General features: G+C 74.0%; 8 protein-coding genes. All 8 read left to right on the top strand.

All coding sequences use genetic code 11. The annotated features are described in order from the left end of the window. Positions 1–123: 123 nt before the first annotated feature. The 8 genes from BLR21_RS04830 to BLR21_RS04865 are packed head-to-tail and all read left to right on the top strand — an operon-like array spanning position 124 to position 21524. Positions 124–4758 carry a non-ribosomal peptide synthetase gene (locus tag BLR21_RS04830; protein ID WP_090004344.1) on the top strand — a complete coding sequence of 1545 codons (4635 nt, stop codon included), beginning with the start codon at positions 124–126 and terminating at the stop codon, positions 4756–4758. Next, the gene (locus BLR21_RS43115; protein ID WP_256334462.1) at positions 4755–9326 is read left to right on the top strand and encodes a non-ribosomal peptide synthetase; all 4572 of its coding nucleotides are present in this window, start codon (positions 4755–4757) and stop codon (positions 9324–9326) included. Before BLR21_RS04830 ends, BLR21_RS43115 begins: the two co-directional genes overlap by 4 nt. A 33-nt stretch (positions 9327–9359) precedes the next feature. After that, a complete protein-coding gene (locus BLR21_RS04840; RefSeq protein WP_090004345.1) occupies positions 9360–9554 on the top strand; it encodes an MbtH family protein in 195 nt (64 codons plus the stop codon). Between the two features lies 1 nt (position 9555). After that, positions 9556–9846, top strand: coding sequence for a phosphopantetheine-binding protein (locus BLR21_RS04845; RefSeq protein WP_090004346.1), 291 nt, complete (start codon positions 9556–9558; stop codon positions 9844–9846). Then, positions 9843–10610: a thioesterase II family protein gene (locus BLR21_RS04850; protein WP_090004347.1), complete on the top strand. Its 768-nt coding sequence runs from the start codon at positions 9843–9845 to the stop codon at positions 10608–10610. The genes BLR21_RS04845 and BLR21_RS04850 overlap by 4 nt, the downstream gene beginning before the upstream one ends. After that, positions 10591–11766, top strand: a complete 1176-nt coding sequence (locus tag BLR21_RS04855; protein ID WP_090004348.1) for a cytochrome P450 — start codon at positions 10591–10593, stop codon at positions 11764–11766. The genes BLR21_RS04850 and BLR21_RS04855 overlap by 20 nt, the downstream gene beginning before the upstream one ends. Before the next feature lie 15 nt (positions 11767–11781). Next, positions 11782–13008 carry an MFS transporter gene (locus BLR21_RS04860; RefSeq protein ID WP_090004349.1) on the top strand — a complete coding sequence of 409 codons (1227 nt, stop codon included), beginning with the start codon at positions 11782–11784 and terminating at the stop codon, positions 13006–13008. Positions 13009–13019: 11 nt separating this feature from the next. Further along, positions 13020–21524, top strand: coding sequence for a non-ribosomal peptide synthetase (locus BLR21_RS04865; protein WP_090004350.1), 8505 nt, complete (start codon positions 13020–13022; stop codon positions 21522–21524). Positions 21525–21578: the final 54 nt, after the last annotated feature.

Raw genomic sequence — 21578 nt, forward strand, 5'->3', positions numbered from 1 at the left:
TGCGGCAGCTGCTGGGGCAGGTGGCTGCTTCCGCCAAGGTGCCGCCCGACCTGCCGATCCGGCGGTTGTCGCGCGCCTAGCTTTCGACTCGAACGTCCACCGCGCACCGATCCGGAGGGTGACATGTCGCTGCACGAGGAGGTCGGCCGCATCGCGTCCGCCGCACCGGATCGCACCGCGGTGCGATCCGGGGGAAGGCCGACCGGCTACGCCGAGCTCGACCGGCTGGCGGGCGCGCTGGCCGCGGAACTCGCCGGCGCGGGGCTGCGGCCCGGCGGCGTCGTCGCGGTGCGCAGCCGTTCGCGGTCGGACTACGTGACCGCGATGCTCGCCGTGTGGCGGGCCGGCGGCGTGTACCTGCCGCTGGACCCGGAAGCCCCCGCGGGACGCACCAAGGACATGCTCGACGACGCGGGCGCGACCCTGCTCGTCGAGGACGGCGTGGTCCGCGAGACCGGGGTCGCCGCCCGCGGCGCGACGGCCGGCCTGGCTTACCTGATCTACACCTCGGGCACCACCGGCCGTCCCAAGGGTGTCGCCGTCGGCCACACGGCCCTCGCCGCGCACGTCCCGGCCGTCGCGGAGCGCTTCGGGATCACCGGCCAGGACGTGGTGCTGCAGATGGCGGGCCCGTCGGTCGACGTCGCCGTCGAGCAGGTGCTGACCGCGCTCGCCGCCGGCGCGTGCCTGGTGCTGCCCGAACGGCGGTTGCTGTCGGTCGACGAGCTGCTGCGCCTCATCGAGGACGAGCGGGTCACCGTGGCCAACCTCCCGGCGGGCTACTTCCACGACTTCGCCGCCGCGCTGGACCGGGTGCCGCCGTCGCTGCGCCTCATGGTCTCCGGCAGCGACCGGCTGTCCCCGGCCGCGGCGGCGCAGTGGTCCCGGCGCACCGGGGTGCGGCTGCTCAACGCCTACGGGCCCACCGAGACCGTGATCACCGCGACCGTGCACGAGACGGCAGGGGAAACCGGTTCGGTACCGATCGGCACGCCGGTCGGCGGGCGGCGTGCACACGTCCTCGACGGCCTGCGCCCGAGCGTGGAGGGCGAGCTGTACTTCGGCGGCCCCGAGCTGGCAGTGGGCTACCTGGGCAGCGCGGCGCAGACGGCGGCCCGCTTCCTGCCTGATCCGTCCGGCCCGCCGGGGTCGCGGATGTACCGCACAGGCGACACCGTCCGCCGCGGACCCGGCGGCGTGCTCGACTTCGTCGGCCGCGGCGACGACCAGGTCAAGGTCCGCGGCTACCGGGTGGAGCTGGGCGAGGTGCAGCACGCCCTCGCCGCGCACCCCGCCGTCGAGACCTGCGCGGTCGTCCCGCACGGCACCGGCCTCGCCGCCTACGTCACCGGCGCGGTGGACACCGCCGAGGTGCGCGACTTCCTCGCCCTGCGACTGCCCTCGCACATGGTTCCCGCCTCGGTCACCACGCTCGACCGGCTGCCCCTCACCGACGGCGGCAAGGTCGACCGCGCCGCGCTGCCCTCCCCTGCCTCAGCACCCGCCCCTGCCGAGGAGGACGCACCCCGCGACCACACCGAGCAGTTGCTCGCCGGGATCTGGGCCGACGTCCTGGGGGTTCGCCAGGTCGGCCCGCACGACAACTTCTTCCACCTCGGCGGCGACTCGCTGACCGCCGTCCGGGTCGCGAGCCGCGTGTTCGAAGTGTTCGGCCCGGTCTCTCCGTACCTGGTCTTCGAGGCCCCCACGCTCGCCGGGTTCGCGGCCGCTCTACGCGCCGGGTCGGCACCCGCCCGGCCCGGTCCGGTCGCCCGATCCGGTGCCCCCACGCCGTTGTCGCGGTTCCAGCGCGGCCTGTGGCTGCGCGAGTGCTGGGAGCCCGGCGGCTCGGTCTACAACGTGCCCTGGCTGTTCCACTTCACCGGCCCGCTCGACACGGCGGCGTTGCGCCGAGCCCTTCAGGCGGTGGCCGACAGGCACGACGCGTTGCGCTCCACCGTCGGCACGGACGCGGACATGGCACCGGTGCTGGTCGTCCACGACCGCGTCGAGGTCCCGTTCACCGAGACCCACGCGGAGCTCGAGGAGCAGGTCGCCGCCGTGGCGCAGCTCCCGTTCGACCTGGCCTCGGGGCCGCTGCTGCGGGCCCGCCTGGTCCACACCGGCCCCGGCGAGGCGACCCTCGTGCTCGTCGTGCACCACATCGTCTGGGACGAGGGGTCGCTGCGGGTGCTCGACCGCGAACTGCGCGAGTGCTACCTCGCCGCTGCCGCGGGCCGGGTGCCCCGCCTGCCCGAGTTGTCCTTCCAGTACAGCGACTACGCCCGATGGTCCACAGAGGATCCGTCTGAGTCCGATGTGGACTACTGGGCCGAGCACCTGCGCGGCGCACCGTCGACGCCCGCCATCCGTCCCGACTACGACGGCACCGCGGGCACCGGGCGCGGCGGGGTCCTGCCCTTTGCCTTCGAACCGGAACTGGCCGAAGGGGTGCGGGCCCTCGCCCGCGCCGCCGGCGCCACCCCGTACCTCGTCCTGCTGGCCGCCCTCGTCGAGGCGCACCGGCGCCGCGGGATTGGCGACGTGGTGATCGGCACCCCGGTCAGCGTCCGCGACCGCGCCGAGCTCGACGCGCTCGTCGGCTACTTCATCAACCTCGTCCCGCTGCGCTTCCGGCCCGGCGGGGAGGAGCTGACCGGCCGCGACCTGCTCGACCACGTGCGTTCGGTGGCGCTGGACGGCTTCCGCCACCAGGGCGTGCCGTTCGAGGAGATCGTCGCCGCGACCTCCGGCGAGCGCAGCGGTGCGGGCACTCCCCTGTTCCAGCTGGTCTTCGAGATGCACACCGCCGACGCCGGGACGGCCCCGTACGGCCCGGTCGCCGTCGAGAAGCGGTTGCACGCCAACGAGTTCTCCCGGTTCGACCTGTCCTGGTCGGTCGAGGACGACGGTGCCGGCCTCCACGGCCGCGTCGAGTACGCCGCCGACCTGTTCGACCCCGCTACCGCCGCGGCGCTGGGCGCGCAGTGGCGGGCGGTGGTCGAGGAGCTGGTCGCCGACATCGACGCGGAGCTGCCCGCCCCGGCCGTGCCCGCCGACATCGACACCCCGGTGCACGTCCGCGTCGCCGAGCAGGCCGGGCGGACCCCCGGCGCGACCGCCCTGGTGTCCGGCGCGGAGTCACTGACCTACGCGGAACTCGACGCCGCCGCCAACCGCGTCGCCCGGCACCTCGCCGCGCTCGGGGTCGTCCCCGGCGACGTGGTGGCCGTCCGCATCCCCCGCGACACCGCCCTGGTCGTGGCGCTGCTCGCCGTGCTCAAGGCAGGCGCCGCCTACACGTTGCTCGACCCCGACCTGCCCGCTACCCGCCAGGACCAGGTGATCACCGACGCCGGCGTGCGTCTCGTCGTCACCGCCGAGACGGTGGCCGGAGCCTCGGGCGACGGCGGCGACTTCGACGTGCCGGTCGAGGCCGATGCCGTCGCCTGCGTCATGTACACGTCCGGCTCCACCGGTCGTCCCAAGGGCGTCGCCGCCACGCACCGGGCGCTCGCGGCCACCTACAGCGGCCAGGACTACGCCGGTTTCGGTCCGGACGAGGTCTGGCTCCAGTGCTCGCCCGTGTCGTGGGACGCGTTCGGGCTGGAGCTCTACGGGGCGCTGCTGTTCGGCGGGACCTGCGTGCTGCACCCCGGCCAGCGGCCCGACCCGCAGACCATGGCCGAGCTGGTCGCCCGGCACGGGGTCACCCAGCTGCAGCTGTCGTCGAGCCTGTTCAACTTCCTGGTCGACGAGCTCCCGGAGGTCTTCGCCGGCCTGCGGGTGGCGTTCACCGGCGGTGAACGCGCCTCGGCCGCCCACATCGCCCGCCTCGCCGAGCGGTACCCGCACGTGCGGGTCGTGAACGGCTACGGGCCGGTGGAGAGCATGGGCTTCACCACCACCCACGACGTGGCCGTCACCGACCTCACCGCGGCGGTGCCCATCGGCAAGGCCGTGGCGCACAAGGGTGTCCACGTCCTCGACGACAAGTTCCAGCCGGTCGGCGGCAGCGAGCAGGGCGAGATCTACGTGACGGGCGCGGGCCTCGCCCTGGGGTACGTCGCCCAGTCCGGGATCACCGCCGGGCGGTTCCTGCCCGACCCGTTCGGCCCGCCGGGGTCCCGGATGTACCGCACCGGCGACATCGGCGGCTGGAACGCGGACGGCACCCTGGCCATCACCGGCCGCGCCGACGACCAGGTCAAGATCCGCGGGTTCCGGGTGGAGCCCGGCGAGGTGGCCACCGCGCTGGCGGGCTGCCCAGGGGTCGGCGACTGCGCGGTCGTGGCCCACGAGCCCGTGCCAGGCCGGCCCAGTCTCGCCGCCTACGTCACCGTCCGCGGCGACGTCGTCCCGGACCTCGCCGGCGTGCACGACTTCCTGGCGGGCCTGCTGCCCGACTACATGCTCCCGTCCAGCGTGACCGTCCTCGACGCGCTCCCGATCACCGCCAACGGCAAGCTCGACCGGGCCGCGCTGCCCGCCCCCTCCGAGACCGTTTCCTCGGGCGGGCCGACCACGACCGACGCCGAGCGGCTGGTGGCACGGGTGTGGGCCGAGGTGCTAGGGCTCGCCGAGGTGGGCCCGCAGGACAACTTCTTCCGCGTCGGCGGCAACTCGCTGGCCGCGGTGCGGGTCGCCATGCACCTGTCCAGCGCGACCGGGTCCCGCGTCCTGCCCCGGCAGGTGTTCGCCGCACGGACCGTGAGCGCCCTCGCCCGCACGCTCGAGACGACTGGAGCAGCACAGTGAGCACCACAACGCCGGTGTCCGGACTGCAGCGCGGCCTGTGGTTCATGGACCGCTGGAACCCTGGTTCGCCCGCCTACCTCGTGCCGTGGGTCTTCGAGTTCGACGGCCCGGTCGACGCTCGCGTCCTGCACCGCGCCCTGCGGTTGCTGGTCGGGCGGCACGAGGCCCTGCGCACCACCTTCGATCTTGGGGCGGACGGTCCGGTCAGGACAGTCCACAGTGGGGTGCGGCTGCCGTTCGCCTCGGTCGCCGTCGACGGGCCAGCCGCTCTGCGCGTTTTGCTGGACAACGAGGCCCGTGTCGGGTTCGACCTGACCGAGGGGCCGCTGCTGCGGGCCACCCTGGTCACCGGGCCGGGGGTGGCGGACACGCTCGTCCTCGTCGTGCACCACATCGTGTGGGACGGCTGGTCGGCCGGGGTGTTCGAGCGTGAGCTGGCCGAGGTCTACACCGCGCTCGCCGCGGACCGGGAGCCCGACCTCGCTCCCCTGACCCCTGCCGCCGACTCATCGGTGTCCACAGAGGACTCATTGGCCTACTGGACCGGACAGCTCGCCGGAGCCCCCGCCGAACTGACCCTGCCCACCGACCGGCCCCGCCCGCCCAGCCGGACGTTCGCCGGCGGCACCGAGATGTTCGGCCTGCCGGCCGGTACCGCCGCCCGCGTCCAGGACCTGGCCGCCGACCTCGGCGCGACGCCGTTCGTGGTGCAGGTGGCCGCGTTCGCCGCGCTGCTGCACCGTTACACCGGCGCCAGGGACCTGGTGGTCGGCACGCCGGTCACCACCCGCGACCGACCCGAACTCGCCGGAGTGGTCGGCTACTTCGTCAACATCGTCGCCCTGCGCGTGCGCATCGACCCCGCCGCGACCTTCGCCGACCTGGTCGAGCAGGTCCGGGACACCGCCTTCGACTCCTACGCCTACCTCGACGCGCCTTTCGACGAGATCGTCGACGCGCTGGCGCTGGAGCGCACGGCCCGGCACGCGCCGCTGGTGCAGGTGGTGTTCGGCGCGCACGCCGAGGACCCGGCCCCGCTGCGTTTCGGCACCGCCACCGCGTCGCGGCGCATGCACCACAACGACACCAGCAAGTTCGACCTCACCTGGTCGACCTTCGACGACGGCGAGCTGCGCGGGGAGGTGGAGTACGCCACCGACCTGTTCGACCGGGAGACCGTGCTGCGCATGGCCGGCCACTGGCGCACGCTGCTCGCCGCCGCTCTGGACGCGCCGGACAAGCCGTTGTGGCGGCTGAGCCCGCTCGACGCCGCGGAGACCGCTGTCGCGCTGGCACCCCCGCGCGCCACCCAGGCCGCTGTGCCTCCGCTGGCACCGCCGTGCGCCGCCCCGGACACTTCCCCGCCGCTGGCACGACCGCGCGCCGACATGGCCACTCCCCCACCGCTGACACCGCCGCCCGCCGACATGGCCACCCCGCCGCCGCTGACACCGCCGCCCGCCGACATGGCCACCCCGCCGCCCTTGCACCGCGCGTTCGAAGCCGCCGTCGACGCCCACCCAGACCGCCTCGCGCTGACCCACGGCGACCGATCCTGGACCTACGCGGAACTCGACGCCGCCGCCAACCGCGTCGCCCACACCCTGGCCGCTGACGGCGTCCGCCGGGGCGATCGGGTCGGGGTGCTGCTGGAGCGCGGCGAGCGGGTCGTCACGACGATCCTGGGCGTGCTCAAGGCGGGGGCGGCCTACGTGCCCGTCGACCTGGCCACTCCCGCGGACCGGGCCGGCTTCGTCTTCGCCGACACCGGCGTCGAGGTGGTCGTGACCGACGACTACCTGGCCGGCCCGAGGCTGGCGGAAGCCCCGTCGCACCGGCCGGAGACACACGTCGGCCCGGCCGATCTGGCCTACGTCATCTTCACGTCCGGCTCGACCGGGAAGCCCAAGGGCGTCGCCGTCTCGCACGAGCACGTCGGCAGGCTGATGCGGTCGGGCCTGGAGCACTTCGCCTTCGCCGAGACCGACGTGTGGACCCTGTTCCACTCTTACGCCTTCGACTGGACCGTCTGGGAGCTGTGGGGCCCGCTGCTGCATGGCGGGCGGCTGGTCGTGGTGCCCCGCGTGGTCAGCCGTTCGCCCGAGGCGTTCGCGGACCTGCTGGCCACCGAGAGCGTCACCCGGCTGTGCCTGACCCCATCGGCGTTGCGGACGCTCGAGGGCGTGCTGCGCGCCTGGCCGCTGCCGTTGCCCGCGCTGCGCTCGGTCATGCTCGGCGGCGAGGCGCTGGACCCGGCCGTGGTCCGGCGGTGGTTCGCGCTGGAGCACTGCCCGCCCGCGGTCCTGTGCAACCTCTACGGCATCACCGAGACCACGGTGCACGTCACCACGCTCGACCTGCCTGACGCGGACAGGTTCGGCCGCAGCCTGATCGGTGAGCCCATGCCGCACCTCTCGGCGCTGGTGCTCGACGAACGCCTGCGGCCGTGCCCGATCGGCGTCGCCGGCGAGCTGTACATCGGCGGCGGGTCGCTGGCCAACGGGTACTGGGGCCGTGCCTCGCTCACCGCCCGGCGGTTCCTGCCCGATCCGTACGGCGTCGTGCCCGGCGGCCGGCTCTACCGCACCGGGGACGTGGCGCGGCGGTTGCCCGGCGGCGGCCTGGAGTACGTCGGCCGCTGCGACGACCAGGTCAAGATCCGCGGGTTCCGCATCGAGCTCGGCGAGGTCGAGGCCGCCGTCACCGCCCACCCGGCGGTCACCTCCTGCGTGGTGACCGTGCACGACGACAGGCTCGCCGCGTACGTCACCGTCGACGGCACGCCTCCTTCGTACGCCGAGCTGCGCGCGTTCCTCGCGGAAACGTTGCCGGAGCACATGATCCCGGCGACGGCGACCGTGCTCGCGGTGATCCCGCTGACCGTCAACGGCAAGGTCGATCGGGCCGCGCTGCCCGCCCCCGACTTCGACTCCGTGCGCGACACCGGCACGCACGTGGCTCCCTCCACACCGCAGGAGCACGCGCTCGCCGAGGTCTACGCCGACGTGCTCGGGGTCGACGGGGTAGGTGCCCGCGACAACTTCTTCCACCTGGGCGGCGACTCCATCCGCGCCGTGCACCTCGCGGGCAGGCTGCGCGAGCGCGGCTGGACCCTGGAACTGCCGGACCTGTTCGGCGCGCCGACGCCCGCCGAGCTCGGCCCGTTGCTGAAGTCCTGTACCGGCCCCGAGAAACGGTCGGCGCCGTTCGACCTGGTGTCCGAAGCCGACCGAAAAGCGCTGCCCGCCGATGTCGTGGACGCCTACCCGATGGTGGCCATGCAGATGTCGATGATCTTCCACATGGAGCTGTCCGACGACGCGGGCGGTTACCACAACGTCAACAGCTACCGGGTCGCCGGCACGCTCGACGAGACCGCGCTGCGCCGCGCCGTCGGCGACGCCATGACCCGCCACCCCGTGCTGCGGACCACTTTGGACGTTTCCCGCTACAGCGAGCCGCTGCAGCTGGTGCACGCCGAGGCACCGATCCCGGTGCACGTGGCGGACCTGCGCGGGCTGAGCCCCGAGGCGCAGGACGCCGCCGTCGCCGACGTGTTCGACGACAACGTCGCCGCCCGGTTCGACCTGCGCACCGCCCCGCTGTTCCGCGTCACCGCCCAGCACCTGTCCGACGACGCCTTCCAGCTCACCGTCGCCGAGCACCACGCCATCCTCGACGGCTGGAGCTTCACCTCGTTGCTCACCGAGGTCCTGGAACGCCACAGCGCGCTCTCGGCCGACCCCGGCCGGGCGCCACTGCCCGCACCCCGGTCCACGTTCCGCGACTTCGTCGCCGTCGAACAGGAAGCGCTCGCCTCGCAGGACAGCGAGCGGTACTGGAAGTCCACACTGGACGGAGCAAGCGGCACGATCTGGTCCAGCGGACCGCCGGAGCTGGACGAGCCGGAGATCCCGCGCACGATCGAGCACGTCGTCCCCGGCGCCGACGCGATGCTGCGCGACACCGCCCGCCGGCACGGCGTCACGGTGAAGACCGTCGGCCTCGCCGCGCACGTCGCCGCGCTGCACCGGATCACCGGCCTGCCGCGCTTCACCACCGGCCTGTCGGTCAACGGCAGGCTGGAGACCGACGGCGGCACCGAGGCGTACGGCCTGTTCCTCAACACCGTGCCCCTGGTGGTCGACTTCACCGAGAACGGTGCCGACCTGATCAAGGCGATGCACGAGGCAGAGGCGGCGATGCTCCCCCACCGCCGGATGCCCTTCGCCCGCATCGCCCGTCACCTCGCCGACACCCGGCTGGAGGCGTGTTTCGCCTTCCTGCGCTTCCACTCGCTGGGCAGGCTGGCCGACTCCCCGACCCGGCTGCTCGACGACCGCATCGGCTGCGAGCCGACCCTGCGCTACGAGCCGACCAGCTTCGCCCTCGGCGCCGCCCTGGTGCAGGACCCCTCGTCGGCACGGGTGCTCCTCGCCGTCGACCACCTGCCGTCCGTCGTCCCCGACGACATCGCCGACGCCTACGCGGACGCGTACGTCGAGGCGCTGCGAGTGCTCGCCGCCGACTCCACTGTGGACCTCCGGGTCCCGGAGTTCGCCCGGTAGCCCCAGATTTTCCCGTCAGAGAAAGGAACACCCATGGACACGTTCACCGACTTCGCCGTGGTGATGAACCACGAGGAGCAGTACTCGATCTGGCCGACCGAGCTGGACGTGCCGGCGGGCTGGCACACGGTCGGCAAGAGCGGCGCACAGCAGGACTGCCTCGACTACATCGACGAGGTGTGGACCGACATCCGCCCGCTGAGCCTGCGCACCGCGCTGGGGGTCTGACATGACCGCCACCACCGACATCGAGGGCGTGGTCGCGGCTGTCTGGGCCGACGTGCTCGGCGTCGAGCGGGTCGCGCCGACCGACGGGTTCTTCGCGCTGGGCGGCTACTCGCAGCAGGCGGTGCGCACCGTGCACCTGCTGCGCGACCGCCTGGGCGTGGCCGTCACGCTGCGGGACCTGATGTCGGCGGGCACGCTGGCCGACTTCACCGCCGCCGTGCGGGCACGTGCCGAGGCGGGTGCGCCCGCGCGGCCGGTGGTGCGCCTGACCGGTAGGCGCGGCACGCGATGACCACCGCCGTCGCCCGCCCGGTCGTGCTGGACGACTGGTCCTACCTGCCCTGCCCGCGAGGGCCGCGGGCACGGCGCCTCGTGTGCTTCCCGCACGCGGGCGGCGACGTCGGCACCTTCGCCGAACTGGCCGTCGCGGCGGGACCGGACGTCGAGGTGCTCGCCGTCCGCCTGCCCGGCCGGGGCGGGCGCTACACCGACCCGCTGCCGGGGACGTTCGCCGAGCTGACGTCCGCGGTCGCCGCGGGCGTCGGCCCCCGGCTCGGCCCGGACGCGGTGTTCTACGGCCAGAGCTTCGGCGCGCTGCTCGCCTACGAGGTGGCCATCGCGTTGGGGCCCAAGGGTCCCGCGGCGGTCGTGGCCGCCTCGGCCCCCGCCCCTGCCGACTGGGAACGCGCCGTCCGGCCGGTCGCGGCCGACCCCGCCGCCGGGGCGGAGCGGTTGCTCGCCGAGTGCGGGCTGACCGTGCCCGACGACGACGCGGTCCGCGCCATGGTGCTGGCCGTGCTGCGCGCCGACATCGCGGTCGGCGCGACCTACCGGCACCGGCCGGGCCCGCCGGCCCGGTTCGCCGTCCACGCCCTGGCGGGCGCCGCCGACTCCGGCGCGAGCCCGCCCAGGACGTGGGCGAACACCACCACGGGCCCGTTCACCTCGGCGGTGCTGCCCGGCGGGCACCTGCTCGTCGCGCCCGGCGACCCCGGACCGGCCGACCTCCTCCGAACCCTCTGCCTGGGAGCGCGCAGTGACCACCACGACCGTTGACCTGACCGATGCCCGCCTCTGGGCAGACCCCGGCATCGGCGCGCTCGTCGACGAGCTGCGCACCGCCGCCCCGGTCCAGCTCACCCACACCGCCCAGGACGGTCCGGTGTGGTCGGTGCTGTCCTATCAGCACTCCTCCGCCGTGCTCACCGACTCCGCCACCTACGGCTCCACCGGCGGCTCCCTGCTCGGCAGCGGCGGCGCACCCGCCGGCGCCGGGAAGATGATGGCGCTGACGGACGGCAAGCACCACCGCGACCTGCGGGCCCCGCTGCTGCCGTTCTTCTCCCCCAAGGGGGTGCGCGGCAGCACCGAGCGCATCAACGACCTCGCCGCCCAGGTGGTCGCCGACGCGGTCGCCAAGGGGCAGGTCGACCTGGTCGAGGTCATGGCCACGGTGCCGTTGGTGGTCATGTGCGACGTCCTCGACATCCCCGAGGGCGACCGCGACATGGTCGTGTCGGTGTGCGACGCGGCGTTCCTCGGCACCACACCGCAGGACCGCAGGGCCGCCCACCAGCGGCTCCTGCCGTACCTGTTCGAGCAGGCGATGCGGCGCCGGATGGCACCGGCAGGCGACCTGATCAGCGTGCTGGCCACGCACAGGGTCAAGGGCAGGCTGCTGCCGATCGAGGACGTCGTCCTCAACCTGGACAACATCATCGTCGGCGGCGTGCAGACCGTCCGGCACACCGCGGCGATGAGCATCATGGCGTTGCTGGACTATCCCGCGGAGTTCCAGCGGCTGCGCGAGGGCGCCGTCGGCGTCGACTCCGCCACGGACGAGCTGCTGCGCTACACCTCCGTCGGCCTGCACGTGCTGCGCACCGCCACCCGTGACACGCAGCTGGGCGGCGTCGACGTCCGCGCCGGCGACAAGGTCGCGGTGTGGACGTGGGCCGCCGACCACGACCCGGCCGCGTTCGACGCCCCGCACGAGCTGCGCCTGGACCGCGCGCCCAACCGGCACCTGGCACTGGGCGTCGGCCCGCACTACTGCATCGGCGCGCCACTGGCCAAGGCCGAGCTCGGCGCGGTCTACCGGGCGCTGCTGGACCAGGTCGCCGAGATCGAGGTGACCGGGGAGCCGGTGCACAACCAGTCGATCATCAACTTCGGCTTCGACCACCTGCCCGTCACCCTGCACGCGCGCTGAGAGAGGTCCTTTCCCATGTCCCAGACGACTGTCAGCGACGCACGCCCGTCCCCACCCCGAAGGCCCGGCTGGCCCCGCGTCGGCATCGTCCTGGGCGGCCAGGGCGTGTCGCTGATCGGCGATCAGGTGTTCTTCATCGCCGCGGTGTGGGCGGCCGCCCAGATGGGCGGGACCACCGCCGTCACGCTGGTCACCCTGGCCGAGTCGGTGCCGCGCGCCCTGGCGATGATCTTCGGCGGGGTGCTGTGCGACGCACTGGGACCGCGGGTCGTGCTGCTGCGCACCACGTCCGTGCGGATCGCGGTGCTCGCCGTGGCCACGGTGATAGCGCTGAACTCTCCGACGGTGTGGTTGCTCGTCGTCGTGGCCGCGCTGGAAGGCGCGCTGCTGGGACTGGGCACGCCGTCGTTCGGCACGCTCATGCCGCGCATGGTGGAGGGCGACCAGCTCGGCAGGGCGAACTCCATTCGCACCATGGTGGCCAGGTTCGCGCCGATCATCGGGTCGCCGTTCGGCGCGTGGCTCGTCGCCGAGGGGCAGCTCCCGGTCGCACTGGGCGTGGTGACGGTGGGCTGCGTGGTCGCGTTGCTGTGCCTGGCGCCGGTCACCAAGGAGATCTCCGCCCCCACCGCGGCGCCGAGCGGGGTGCCGATGTGGAAGCGCACCGGCGACGGGGTGCGGCTGCTGCGCTCCGACCGCAAGCTGCGGCTGCTGTTCCTCTCCGCGCTGTGCCTCGACTTCGCCTTCGCCTGGCCGATGAACCCCGGCCTGCCCGTGCTCGTGATCGACCGCGGCTGGCAGGTCTCCGCCGTGGGCCTGGTGATCGCCTGCTGGGCGGGCGGCGCGCTGGCCGGGGCCGGGATCAGCGCCGTCGTCGGCGAACGGATACCGCTGTCGGTTCGGCTGGTGGGCAGCGGCGTCGGCATCGGCGTGCTGCTGGTGGGCATGGTGTTCGCCCCGACCCTGGCTTTGACGGCCGTCCTGTCGGTGGCCCTCGGCGTCTGCTCCGGGCTCAACGGACCCGCGGCCGTCACGCTCTACCAGAAGGCAGCCCCGGCCGATCGGCTCGGCACCGCCATGGCGATGCTCGCGCTGGCGGGCATCGGCTGCGCCCCCTTCGCCTACGCCCTCTCCGGCGCCCTCGCCGGCCTCACCTCGCCCGAGATCGCCTGGGCGGTCACCGCGCTGGTCGCGTTCGGCGGGCCCATCACGGCCGCCCGCGCGCTGCGGATCCCTGCCTAGAAAGGAATGCCATGTCCGCACTGTCGTTCGGCCAGCAACGGTTGTGGTTCCTCGACCAGCTCGACGGTCCTGGGGCCGCCTACAACGTCCCGGTCGCCCTGCGGCTGCGCGGACCTCTGGACATCGCCGCCCTGCGCGCCGCCGTCGCCGACGTGGCGGACAGGCACGAGGTGCTGCGCACGGTCATCCCCGTGGTGGACGGGACGCCGGGGCACCTCGTGGTGGAGGACGCGAGACCGCCTTTCGAGGTGGTCGACGCCGCAGCGCCCGTCGTGGTCGCTGATGCCGGGCCACCGGCCGAGGTCGCGGACGCCGGGCCACCCGCCGAGGCCGCGGGCGCCGAACTGCCTGCCGCACTGGTCGCGGCGGCGTCCCGGCCGTTCGACCTCGCCACCGAGATCCCGTTGCGCACCACGCTGTTCCGGGCCGGGCCCGACGAGCACGTGCTGCTGGTGCTGCTGCACCACATCGCCGCCGACGGCGGCTCGTTCGGCCCGCTGTTGCGCGACCTCGACACCGCCTACACCGCCCGTGCGGCAGGCACCTCCCCGGACTGGACGCCACTGGAGGTCCAGTACGGCGACTTCGCCCTGTGGCAGCGCGAGGTGCTCGGCGCCGAGGACGACCCGGCCAGCCTGCTCGCCGAGCAACTGGCGTACTGGACGGACCGGCTGGCAGGCCTGCCCGAGCGGATCTCGTTGCCCGCCAATGGACAGGGCACAGGCGCCGGGATCGTCGAGGTGGAACTGCCCGCGGATCTCTGCGCGCGACTGGCCGACGCGGCCCGTGCGGCGGGCTGCACCCCGTTCGTCGGCCTGCAGGCGGCGGTCAGCGCCGTGCTGGGCCTGAACGGCGCCGGGCCGGACGTCGTGCTGGGCACACCGGTGTCGGGCCGGCAGGACCCCGCGCTGGACGACCTGGTCGGCTTCTTCGGCAACACCCTCGCGTTGCGCACCGACCTCTCCGGCGACCCCGGCTTCGGCGAGCTGCTGCGCCGGGCCAGGGAGACCGCGTTCGACGCCTACGCCCACCAGGACGTGCCGTTCGAGCGGGTCGTCGAGCGGCTCGGCGTGGACCGCGGTTCTCCCGCACATCCGGTCTACCAGGTCATGCTGGTCCTGCAGGAGGACCCGACCCCGCCGCGACTGGGCGGGCTCGACGTCGCCGTGGAACCGCTCGACCTCGCCGCGGCCAAGCTCGACCTGAGCGTGGTGTTCGCCCGCCGCGCCGACGGCGGCATGGACTGCCAGCTCGAGTACGCGGCCGACCGGCTCGACCGCCCGTTCGTGGCGCACCTCGGCGACGTCCTGGTACGCCTGCTCCGCATCGCACTGTCCACTCCGGACGTTCCGCTGTCCCGCCTGGGTCTGCCGGCCGCGCCTGCCGCACCGGTGCGCGCGGAGACGCCGGCGCCGGTCGAGGAAGCGCCGGTCCGCCGGGCACCGCGCGACGAGCGCGAGCGAATCCTTTGTGGACTGTTCGCGGACGTGCTCGGCCTGGAGTCGGTCGGCGTCCACGACGGGTTCTTCGCCCTGGGCGGGCATTCCCTGCTCGCGACGCGGCTGATCAGCCGCGTCCGCGCGGCGCTGGGCCTCGAACTGGGCCTGCGCGTCTTCTTCCGCTCGCCCACCGTCGCCGGGGTCGCCGCCGCCCTCGACCAGGCCTCGGGCACGGCACACCCGCCGCTGGTGGCCCGCCCGCGTCCGGAGACGGTGCCGCTCTCCCCCGCCCAGCAGGGCCTGTGGTTCCTCGCGGGCGTGCGCGGCCAGGACCGCGCCTACACCATCCCGTTGACCCTGCACCTGACCGGGCGTGTCGACGTGCCCGCCCTCGCCACCGCCCTGCGCGACGTCGTCACCCGCCACGAGAGCCTGCGCACGGTGTTCCCCGCCGTGGACGGGCAGCCGCGCCAGCACGTCCTCGCCGAGTTCGGCGACGTGCTCACCGCGCACCGGTGCCCGGCCGCCGACCTCGACCGGCTCGTCGACGAGGCCGCCCGCGCGCCCTTCGACCTCGCCGCCGACCTCCCGCTGCGCGCCACCCTGCTGTCCACAAGCGACACCGAGTCGGTGCTCGTGCTCGCCCTGCACCACATCGCGGGCGACGGCGTGTCGAGCGGTCCGCTGCTGCGCGACCTGGGCACCGCCTACGAGGCCAGGCTGGCAGGCCGCGCGCCCGGCTGGACGCCGCTGCCGGTGCAGTACGCCGACTACACCCTCTGGCAGCGGGACCTGGACCTCGACGGCCGCGTGGACTACTGGAAGGCCGCGCTGGACGGCCTGCCCGAGGAGCTGTCCCTGCCCTACGACCGGTCCCGCCCGGCCGACCCGACGCACGCCAAGGACGCCGTCACCGCCCAGGTCGACGCCGGCACCCACGCCACCCTGACCGCGCTGGCCCGCGCCAACCAGGCAACGCTGTTCATGGTCGTGCACGCCGCCCTCGCCGCCGCGCTGACCCGCATGGGCGCGGGCACCGACATCGTCGTCGGCACGCCCGTCGCGGGCCGCGCCGACGAGGTCCTCGACGACCTGGTCGGGTTCTTCGTCAACTCCCTGGTGCTGCGCGTGGACACCGGCGGCGGGCCCGCCTTCACCGATCTGCTCGCCCGCGTCCGGGAGACCGACCTGGCCGCCTACGCCGCCGCCGAGGTGCCCTTCGACCGGCTGGTCAAGGAGCTCAACCCGCCGCGCGTGCTCGCCCGCCACCCCCTGTTCCAGGTGGCGCTGTCGCTGACCGGCGGCGAGGACACCGGCGGCCCCCGCCTGACCGGACTCGACGTCCGTCTCGCCGACGGCGCGCAGGGCAACGCAAAATTCGACCTCACCCTGACCGTCGACGAGAAGCCCCGCGCCGGAGGTCTGGACTGCACGCTGGAGTTCAGCACCGACCTGTTCGACCCGGCCACCGCACGCCGTCTGCTCACCGCGCTCACCCTGGTCCTCACCGCCGTCGCCGCCGACCCCGGCCGCGCCGTCGACCGCCTGCCCGTGCTCGACCCCGCCGACACCGCGCTGCACAAGTGGAACGACACCGACGCGCCTTTCCCGGACGAGACCGCGCACGCCCTGTTCGCCGTCCGCGCCGCAGCCCATCCCGAGGCCATCGCGCTGATCACTGACGACGGCAGCGTCGGCTACCGCGAGCTGGACGAGCGGTCGAACCGCGTCGCCCGCCACCTGCGCGACTGCGGCGTGCGGCGCGGAGACGTCGTCGGCATCGCGCTGGAACGCGGCGTCGACCTCGTCGCCGCCGTGCTCGGTGTGCTCAAGGCGGGCGCGGCCTACACCGTGCTCGACCCCGCGCTGCCCGCCGAGCGCGTCCGCGAGATCCGCGCCGAGGCCGGCGTCGCCGAGACCGTCACCGCGGAACGGATGGCGGCGGCCACCGGGCTGTCCGCCGCGCCGGTCGAGGTCCCCGGTGCCCCCACGGACGCGGCCTGCGTCATGTTCACCTCGGGCTCCACCGGGCGTCCCAAGGGGATCCTGGGCTCGCACCGCTCGATCGTGGCCAGCCTGCTGTCGCAGTCGTTCCTCGACTTCGGCCCGCAGCAGGTGTGGCTCCAGTGCTCGCCGGCGTCGTGGGACGCGTTCGTGCTGGAGCTGTTCGGACCGCTGCTGTCGGGGGCCGCCTGCGTGCTGCACCCCGGGTCGCGTCCGGAACCCGCGGTCGTCGCCCGGCTCATCCCCCGGCACGCCGTCACCACCGCCTACCTGTCGGCCAGCCTGTTCAACTACCTCGTCGACGAGCACCCGGAGGTCTTCGCCGGGCTGCACCAGGTGATGACGGGCGGCGAGGCCGCCTCGACCCGCCACATCGGCGAACTGCTGCGCCGCCACCCGCACGTGCGCCTGGTCAACGGCTACGGCCCGGTGGAGAACATGATCATCGGTACCAGCCACGTCCTGGCGCCGGCCGACGCGCTCGGCCGGTCGGTCCCGATCGGCCGTTCCCTCGTCAACAAGCGCACCCACGTGCTCGACGCCGCCCTCCAGCCCGTGCCGCCCGGTGTGGTCGGCGAGGTCTACCTGTCCGGCCTCGGCCTCGCCGAGGGCTACCTCGGCCAGTCCGGCCTCACCGCGGGCCGGTTCCTCACCAGCCCGTTCGACGGCCCCGGCGAGCGCATGTACCGCACCGGGGACCTGGGCCGCTGGCGCGCCGACGGCGTGCTGGAGTACGTCGGCCGCACCGACGACCAGGTCAAGATCCGCGGCTTCCGGGTCGAGCCGGGCGAGGTCGGCGCGGTGCTCACCCGCCATCCCGCCGTCTCCCAGGCCGCCGTCGTCGTCCGCGAGGACCGGCCCGGCGACAAGCGCCTGGTCGCCTACCTGGTGCCTGCGGACGGCGCGCTCGACACCGCTCACATCCGCGCGCACGCCGCCGCCGCGCTGCCCGACTACCTCGTGCCCGGCGCGTTCGTCGTGCTCGACGCCCTGCCGCTGACCCCCAACGGCAAACTCGACCGCCGCGCCCTGCCCGCCCCGTCGGCCGAGGCCGCCGCCGAGCAGGCCCGGCCGCGCACGGCCCGTGAGGAGATCCTCTGCGGCATGTACGCCGACCTGCTCGACGTCGACAACGTCGGCGTCCGCGACAGCTTCTTCGACCTGGGCGGCCACTCGCTGCTGGCGGCCAAGCTCATCGCCCGCGTCCGCGCCACCTTCGGCGCGGAACTCGCGCTGGCCGACCTGTTCGCCACCCCCACCGTCGAGGGCGTCGCCGCCGCCGTCGACCGCGCCGAGGGCAGGCCCGTCCGCCCGCCCCTGGTCGCGGGCACCCGGCCGCGGGTGCTGCCCCTGTCGCCCGCCCAGTCCCGGCTGTGGTTCCTCAACCGCCTCGAGAACCAGGGCGGGGGCTACGCCGTCCCGTACGCACTGCGCCTGACCGGGGCGCTGGACCGCGTCGCGCTCGAGGCCGCCCTGCACGACGTGGTCGGCAGGCACGAGGCGCTGCGCACCGTCTTCCCCGAGATCGACGGCACCCCCAGCCAGCTCGTGCTCGACGAGTGGCGGCCCGCCCTGGACGTCGTCGGCCACGCCGGCCTCGACGCCGCCGCCCGGCAGGAGTTCGACCTCGCCGTCGACGCGCCGATACGCACCACTTTGTTCGTCACCGGCCCTGACGAGCACGTGCTTCTCCTGCTGCTGCACCACATCGCCGTCGACGGCGCGTCGCTGGGTCCGCTGGTCCGCGACCTGCGCACCGCCTACACCGCGCGGCTGGCGGGCGCCGAGCCCGGCTGGGCGCCGCTGCCGGTGCAGTACGCCGACTACACCCTGTGGCAGCGCGACCTGCTCGACTCCCTGCTGGCAGGCCAGGTCGAGCACTGGCGCGGCGCGCTCGCGGGCCTGCCGGACGAACTGGCGCTGCCCGCGGACCGCCCCCGCCCCGCCGTCGCCACCCACCGGGGCGGCACGGTGCCCGTCGAGATCGGCGCCGCTCTGCACGCCCGGCTGCTGGAGCTGGCCAAGAACCACCGGGTGACGCTGTTCATGGTCCTGCAGGCCGCTCTCGCCACCCTGCTCACCCGCGTCGGCGCGGGCACCGACATCCCGATCGGCACGCCGGTCGCCGGCCGCGCGGACCGCGCCCTCGACGACGTCGTCGGGTTCTTCGTCAACACCCTCGTGCTGCGCGTCGACACCACGGGCGACCCCTCGTTCACCGACCTGCTCGCCAGGGTCAGGGAGACCGATCTGAGGGCGTTCGAGCACCAGGACGTGCCGTTCGAACGGCTCGTGCAGGAGCTGAACCCGGCCAGGTCCCTGGCCAGGCACCCGCTGTTCCAGGTCTCGCTGGTGCTGCAGAACACCGGCCCGGCCGACCTGTCCCTGCCGGGCCTGGCGGTCGCCGAGCACGAGATCGGCGCGGAGAGCGTCAAGTTCGACCTGGGCCTGGGTTTCGCCGAGGCGCCCGGCGGAGGGCTGGACGGCTCCCTGGCATACGCCGCCGACCTGTTCGACGCCGGCACCGCCCAGAGTCTGGCCGACCGGTTCGTCCGCGTGCTGGCCGCCGTCGCCGCCGAACCCGGCCTGCGCACCCGCGAGATCGACGTCCTCGACCCGGCCGAGCGCACGCTGATCCTGGAGGACTGGAACGACACCGCCGCCGACGTGCCCGCCACGACCCTGCCCGCGCTCTTCGCCGCCCAGGTCGCCCGCACCCCGCACGCCCCGGCCGTCGAGTTCGACGGCACCGGCCTGACGTACGCCGAACTGGACGACCGCGCCACCGAGCTGGCCCGCGCCCTGCACCGCGCGGGGGCCGCCCCGGGCCGCACGGTCGGCGTGGCGCTGCCGCGCTCGCTGGACCTGATCATCGCGCTGTACGCCGTGCACAAGACGGGCGCGGCCTACCTGCCCGTCGACCCCGGCTACCCGGCCGACCGGGTGGCGCACATGGTCGCCGACGCCGCACCGGTGCTGGTCCTCACACCGGCGTCGCTGGCTGCCCTGCCCGCGGCCGCCGACGACACGCCACTGCCGTCGGCGACCCCGGACGACGCGGCGTACGTCATCTACACCTCCGGCTCCACCGGCAGGCCCAAGGGCGTGGTCGTCCCCCACTCCGGCATCGTGAACCGCCTGCTGTGGATGCAGGACCGCTACCGCCTCACCCGGTCGGACCGCGTCCTGCAGAAGACCCCGTCGAGCTTCGACGTGTCGGTGTGGGAGTTCTTCTGGCCGCTGATCACGGGCGCGGTCCTGGTCGTGGCGAAACCCGAGGGCCACAAGGATCCCGCCTACCTGGCAGGCCTGATCGAGCGCGCCGGCGTCACCGTCGCCCACTTCGTCCCGTCGATGCTGGAGGTCTTCACCGCCTCCGTCGCCCCCGGCCGCTGTCCGGGCCTGCGCCAGGTCGTCTGCAGCGGCGAGGCCCTGCCCACTCCCCTGGCCGAGCGCTTCGCGGCGGGCTTCACCGCCCACCTCGACAACCTCTACGGCCCCACCGAGGCGTCCGTGGACGTGACCTGGCAACGCTTCCGGCACGACCCGACCCCGTCCGTCCCCATCGGACGCCCGGTGTGGAACACCCAGGTCTACGTCCTCGACCCGGCCCTGTCCCCGGTGCCCGCCGGCGCGACCGGCGAGCTCTACCTCTCCGGCACCCAGCTGGCCACCGGCTACCTCAACCGCCCCGCCACCACCGGTCAGCGCTTCGTCCCCAACCCCCACCGCCCCGGCGAGCGGATGTACCGCACAGGTGACCTGGTCCGCTGGCACTCCGGCGGTGTGCTGGAGTACCTCGGCCGTACCGACGACCAGGTCAAGATCCGCGGCGTCCGGATCGAACTGGGTGAGGTCGCCGCCGCCGTCTCCGCACATCCGTCGGTGGCCCAGGCCGCCGCGGTGGTCCGCGAGGACCGCCCTGGCGACAAACGCCTGGTCGTCTACGCCGTCCCCGCTGAGCCAGCCGGTTTCGACGCGGCCTCCGTACGCGAGTTCGCGGCGCGGTCGCTGCCCGAGGCCATGGTCCCCGCGGCCGTCGTCGCCCTGACGAAACTGCCCCTGAGCCCGTCGGGCAAACTCGACCGCAGGGCCCTGCCCGCCCCCGACTTCACCCGCGCCCCCACCCGACCCCCGCGCGACCACCGCGAACGCGTCCTCTGCGCCGTGTTCGCCGACGTCCTCGGCCTGGACTCGGTCGGTGTCGACGACGACTTCTTCGACCTGGGCGGCCACTCCCTGCTCGCCACCCGCCTGGTCGACCGCGTCCACCGCGCCCTGGGCGTGCACACCACCATCCGCGCCGTCTTCGACGCCCCCACCCCCGCAGGACTGGCCACGCGCCTCGACGAGACCGGCACCGACCCCCTTAACGTCCTGCTCCCGTTGCGCTCCACCGGTTCCAGGGCACCCCTGTTCTGCGTCCACCCCGCGGCGGGCATCGGCTGGGTCTACTCAGGACTGCTCCGCCATCTCGACGACCGCCCCGTCCACGCCCTCCAGTCCCGTGCACTCACCGAAGCCTGGACCGGCACCCTGGACGAGATGGTCAAGGACTACCTGGCCGAGATCCGCGCCATCCAGCCCGAGGGTCCCTACCACCTCCTGGGCTGGTCGTTCGGCGCCCAGGTCGCCCACGCCATCGCCACCCGCCTCCAAGCCGAGAACGCGGAGGTGGCCTTCCTGGCCCTCCTCGACGGCTACCCCGGCACCCCCGGCCCGCCCTCGGCCTCCGATCCCACCGCGGACCTCCTGGCCTCCCTGGGCCGAACCTCCCTCGACGACCTCGTCCCCGTCCTCGGCGCCCGCGCCGTGGCCGCCCTCCCCTCCGTCTTCGCCCACAACCGCCACCTCTCCGACACGCACACCCCCGCGGCCGCCTACCGTGGCGACGCCCTGTTCTTCCTGGCCACCGAGGACCGCACCGACTCCTCACCCCACCCCGACGCGTGGGCTCCCCACATCACCGGCACTCTCCACCTCCACCCCGTCCCCGCCACGCACGGAGACATGACGCACCCCATCCCCATGGCCGAGATCGGCGCCACCATCGCCGGCCACCTGAACCGCTGACCCCTCCCCGCTGGGCCGAACGAGGTACGCGCTGTAACAGGGCCGCTGCTGACA

It is taken from the genome of Lentzea albidocapillata subsp. violacea (assembly GCF_900100275.1).
Lineage (GTDB): Bacteria > Actinomycetota > Actinomycetes > Mycobacteriales > Pseudonocardiaceae > Lentzea > Lentzea violacea.

Excerpts from the sequence above, each read along its gene's own strand:
- BLR21_RS04850 (WP_090004347.1), top strand. The coding sequence starts at position 9,843 with ATGACCACCGCCGTCGCCCGCCCGGTCGTGCTGGACGACTGGTCCTAC.
- BLR21_RS04865 (WP_090004350.1), top strand. The coding sequence starts at position 13,020 with ATGTCCGCACTGTCGTTCGGCCAGCAACGGTTGTGGTTCCTCGACCAG.
- BLR21_RS04860 (WP_090004349.1), top strand. The coding sequence starts at position 11,782 with ATGTCCCAGACGACTGTCAGCGACGCACGCCCGTCCCCACCCCGAAGG.
- BLR21_RS04830 (WP_090004344.1), top strand. The coding sequence starts at position 124 with ATGTCGCTGCACGAGGAGGTCGGCCGCATCGCGTCCGCCGCACCGGAT.
- BLR21_RS04845 (WP_090004346.1), top strand. The coding sequence starts at position 9,556 with ATGACCGCCACCACCGACATCGAGGGCGTGGTCGCGGCTGTCTGGGCC.
- BLR21_RS04840 (WP_090004345.1), top strand. The coding sequence starts at position 9,360 with ATGGACACGTTCACCGACTTCGCCGTGGTGATGAACCACGAGGAGCAG.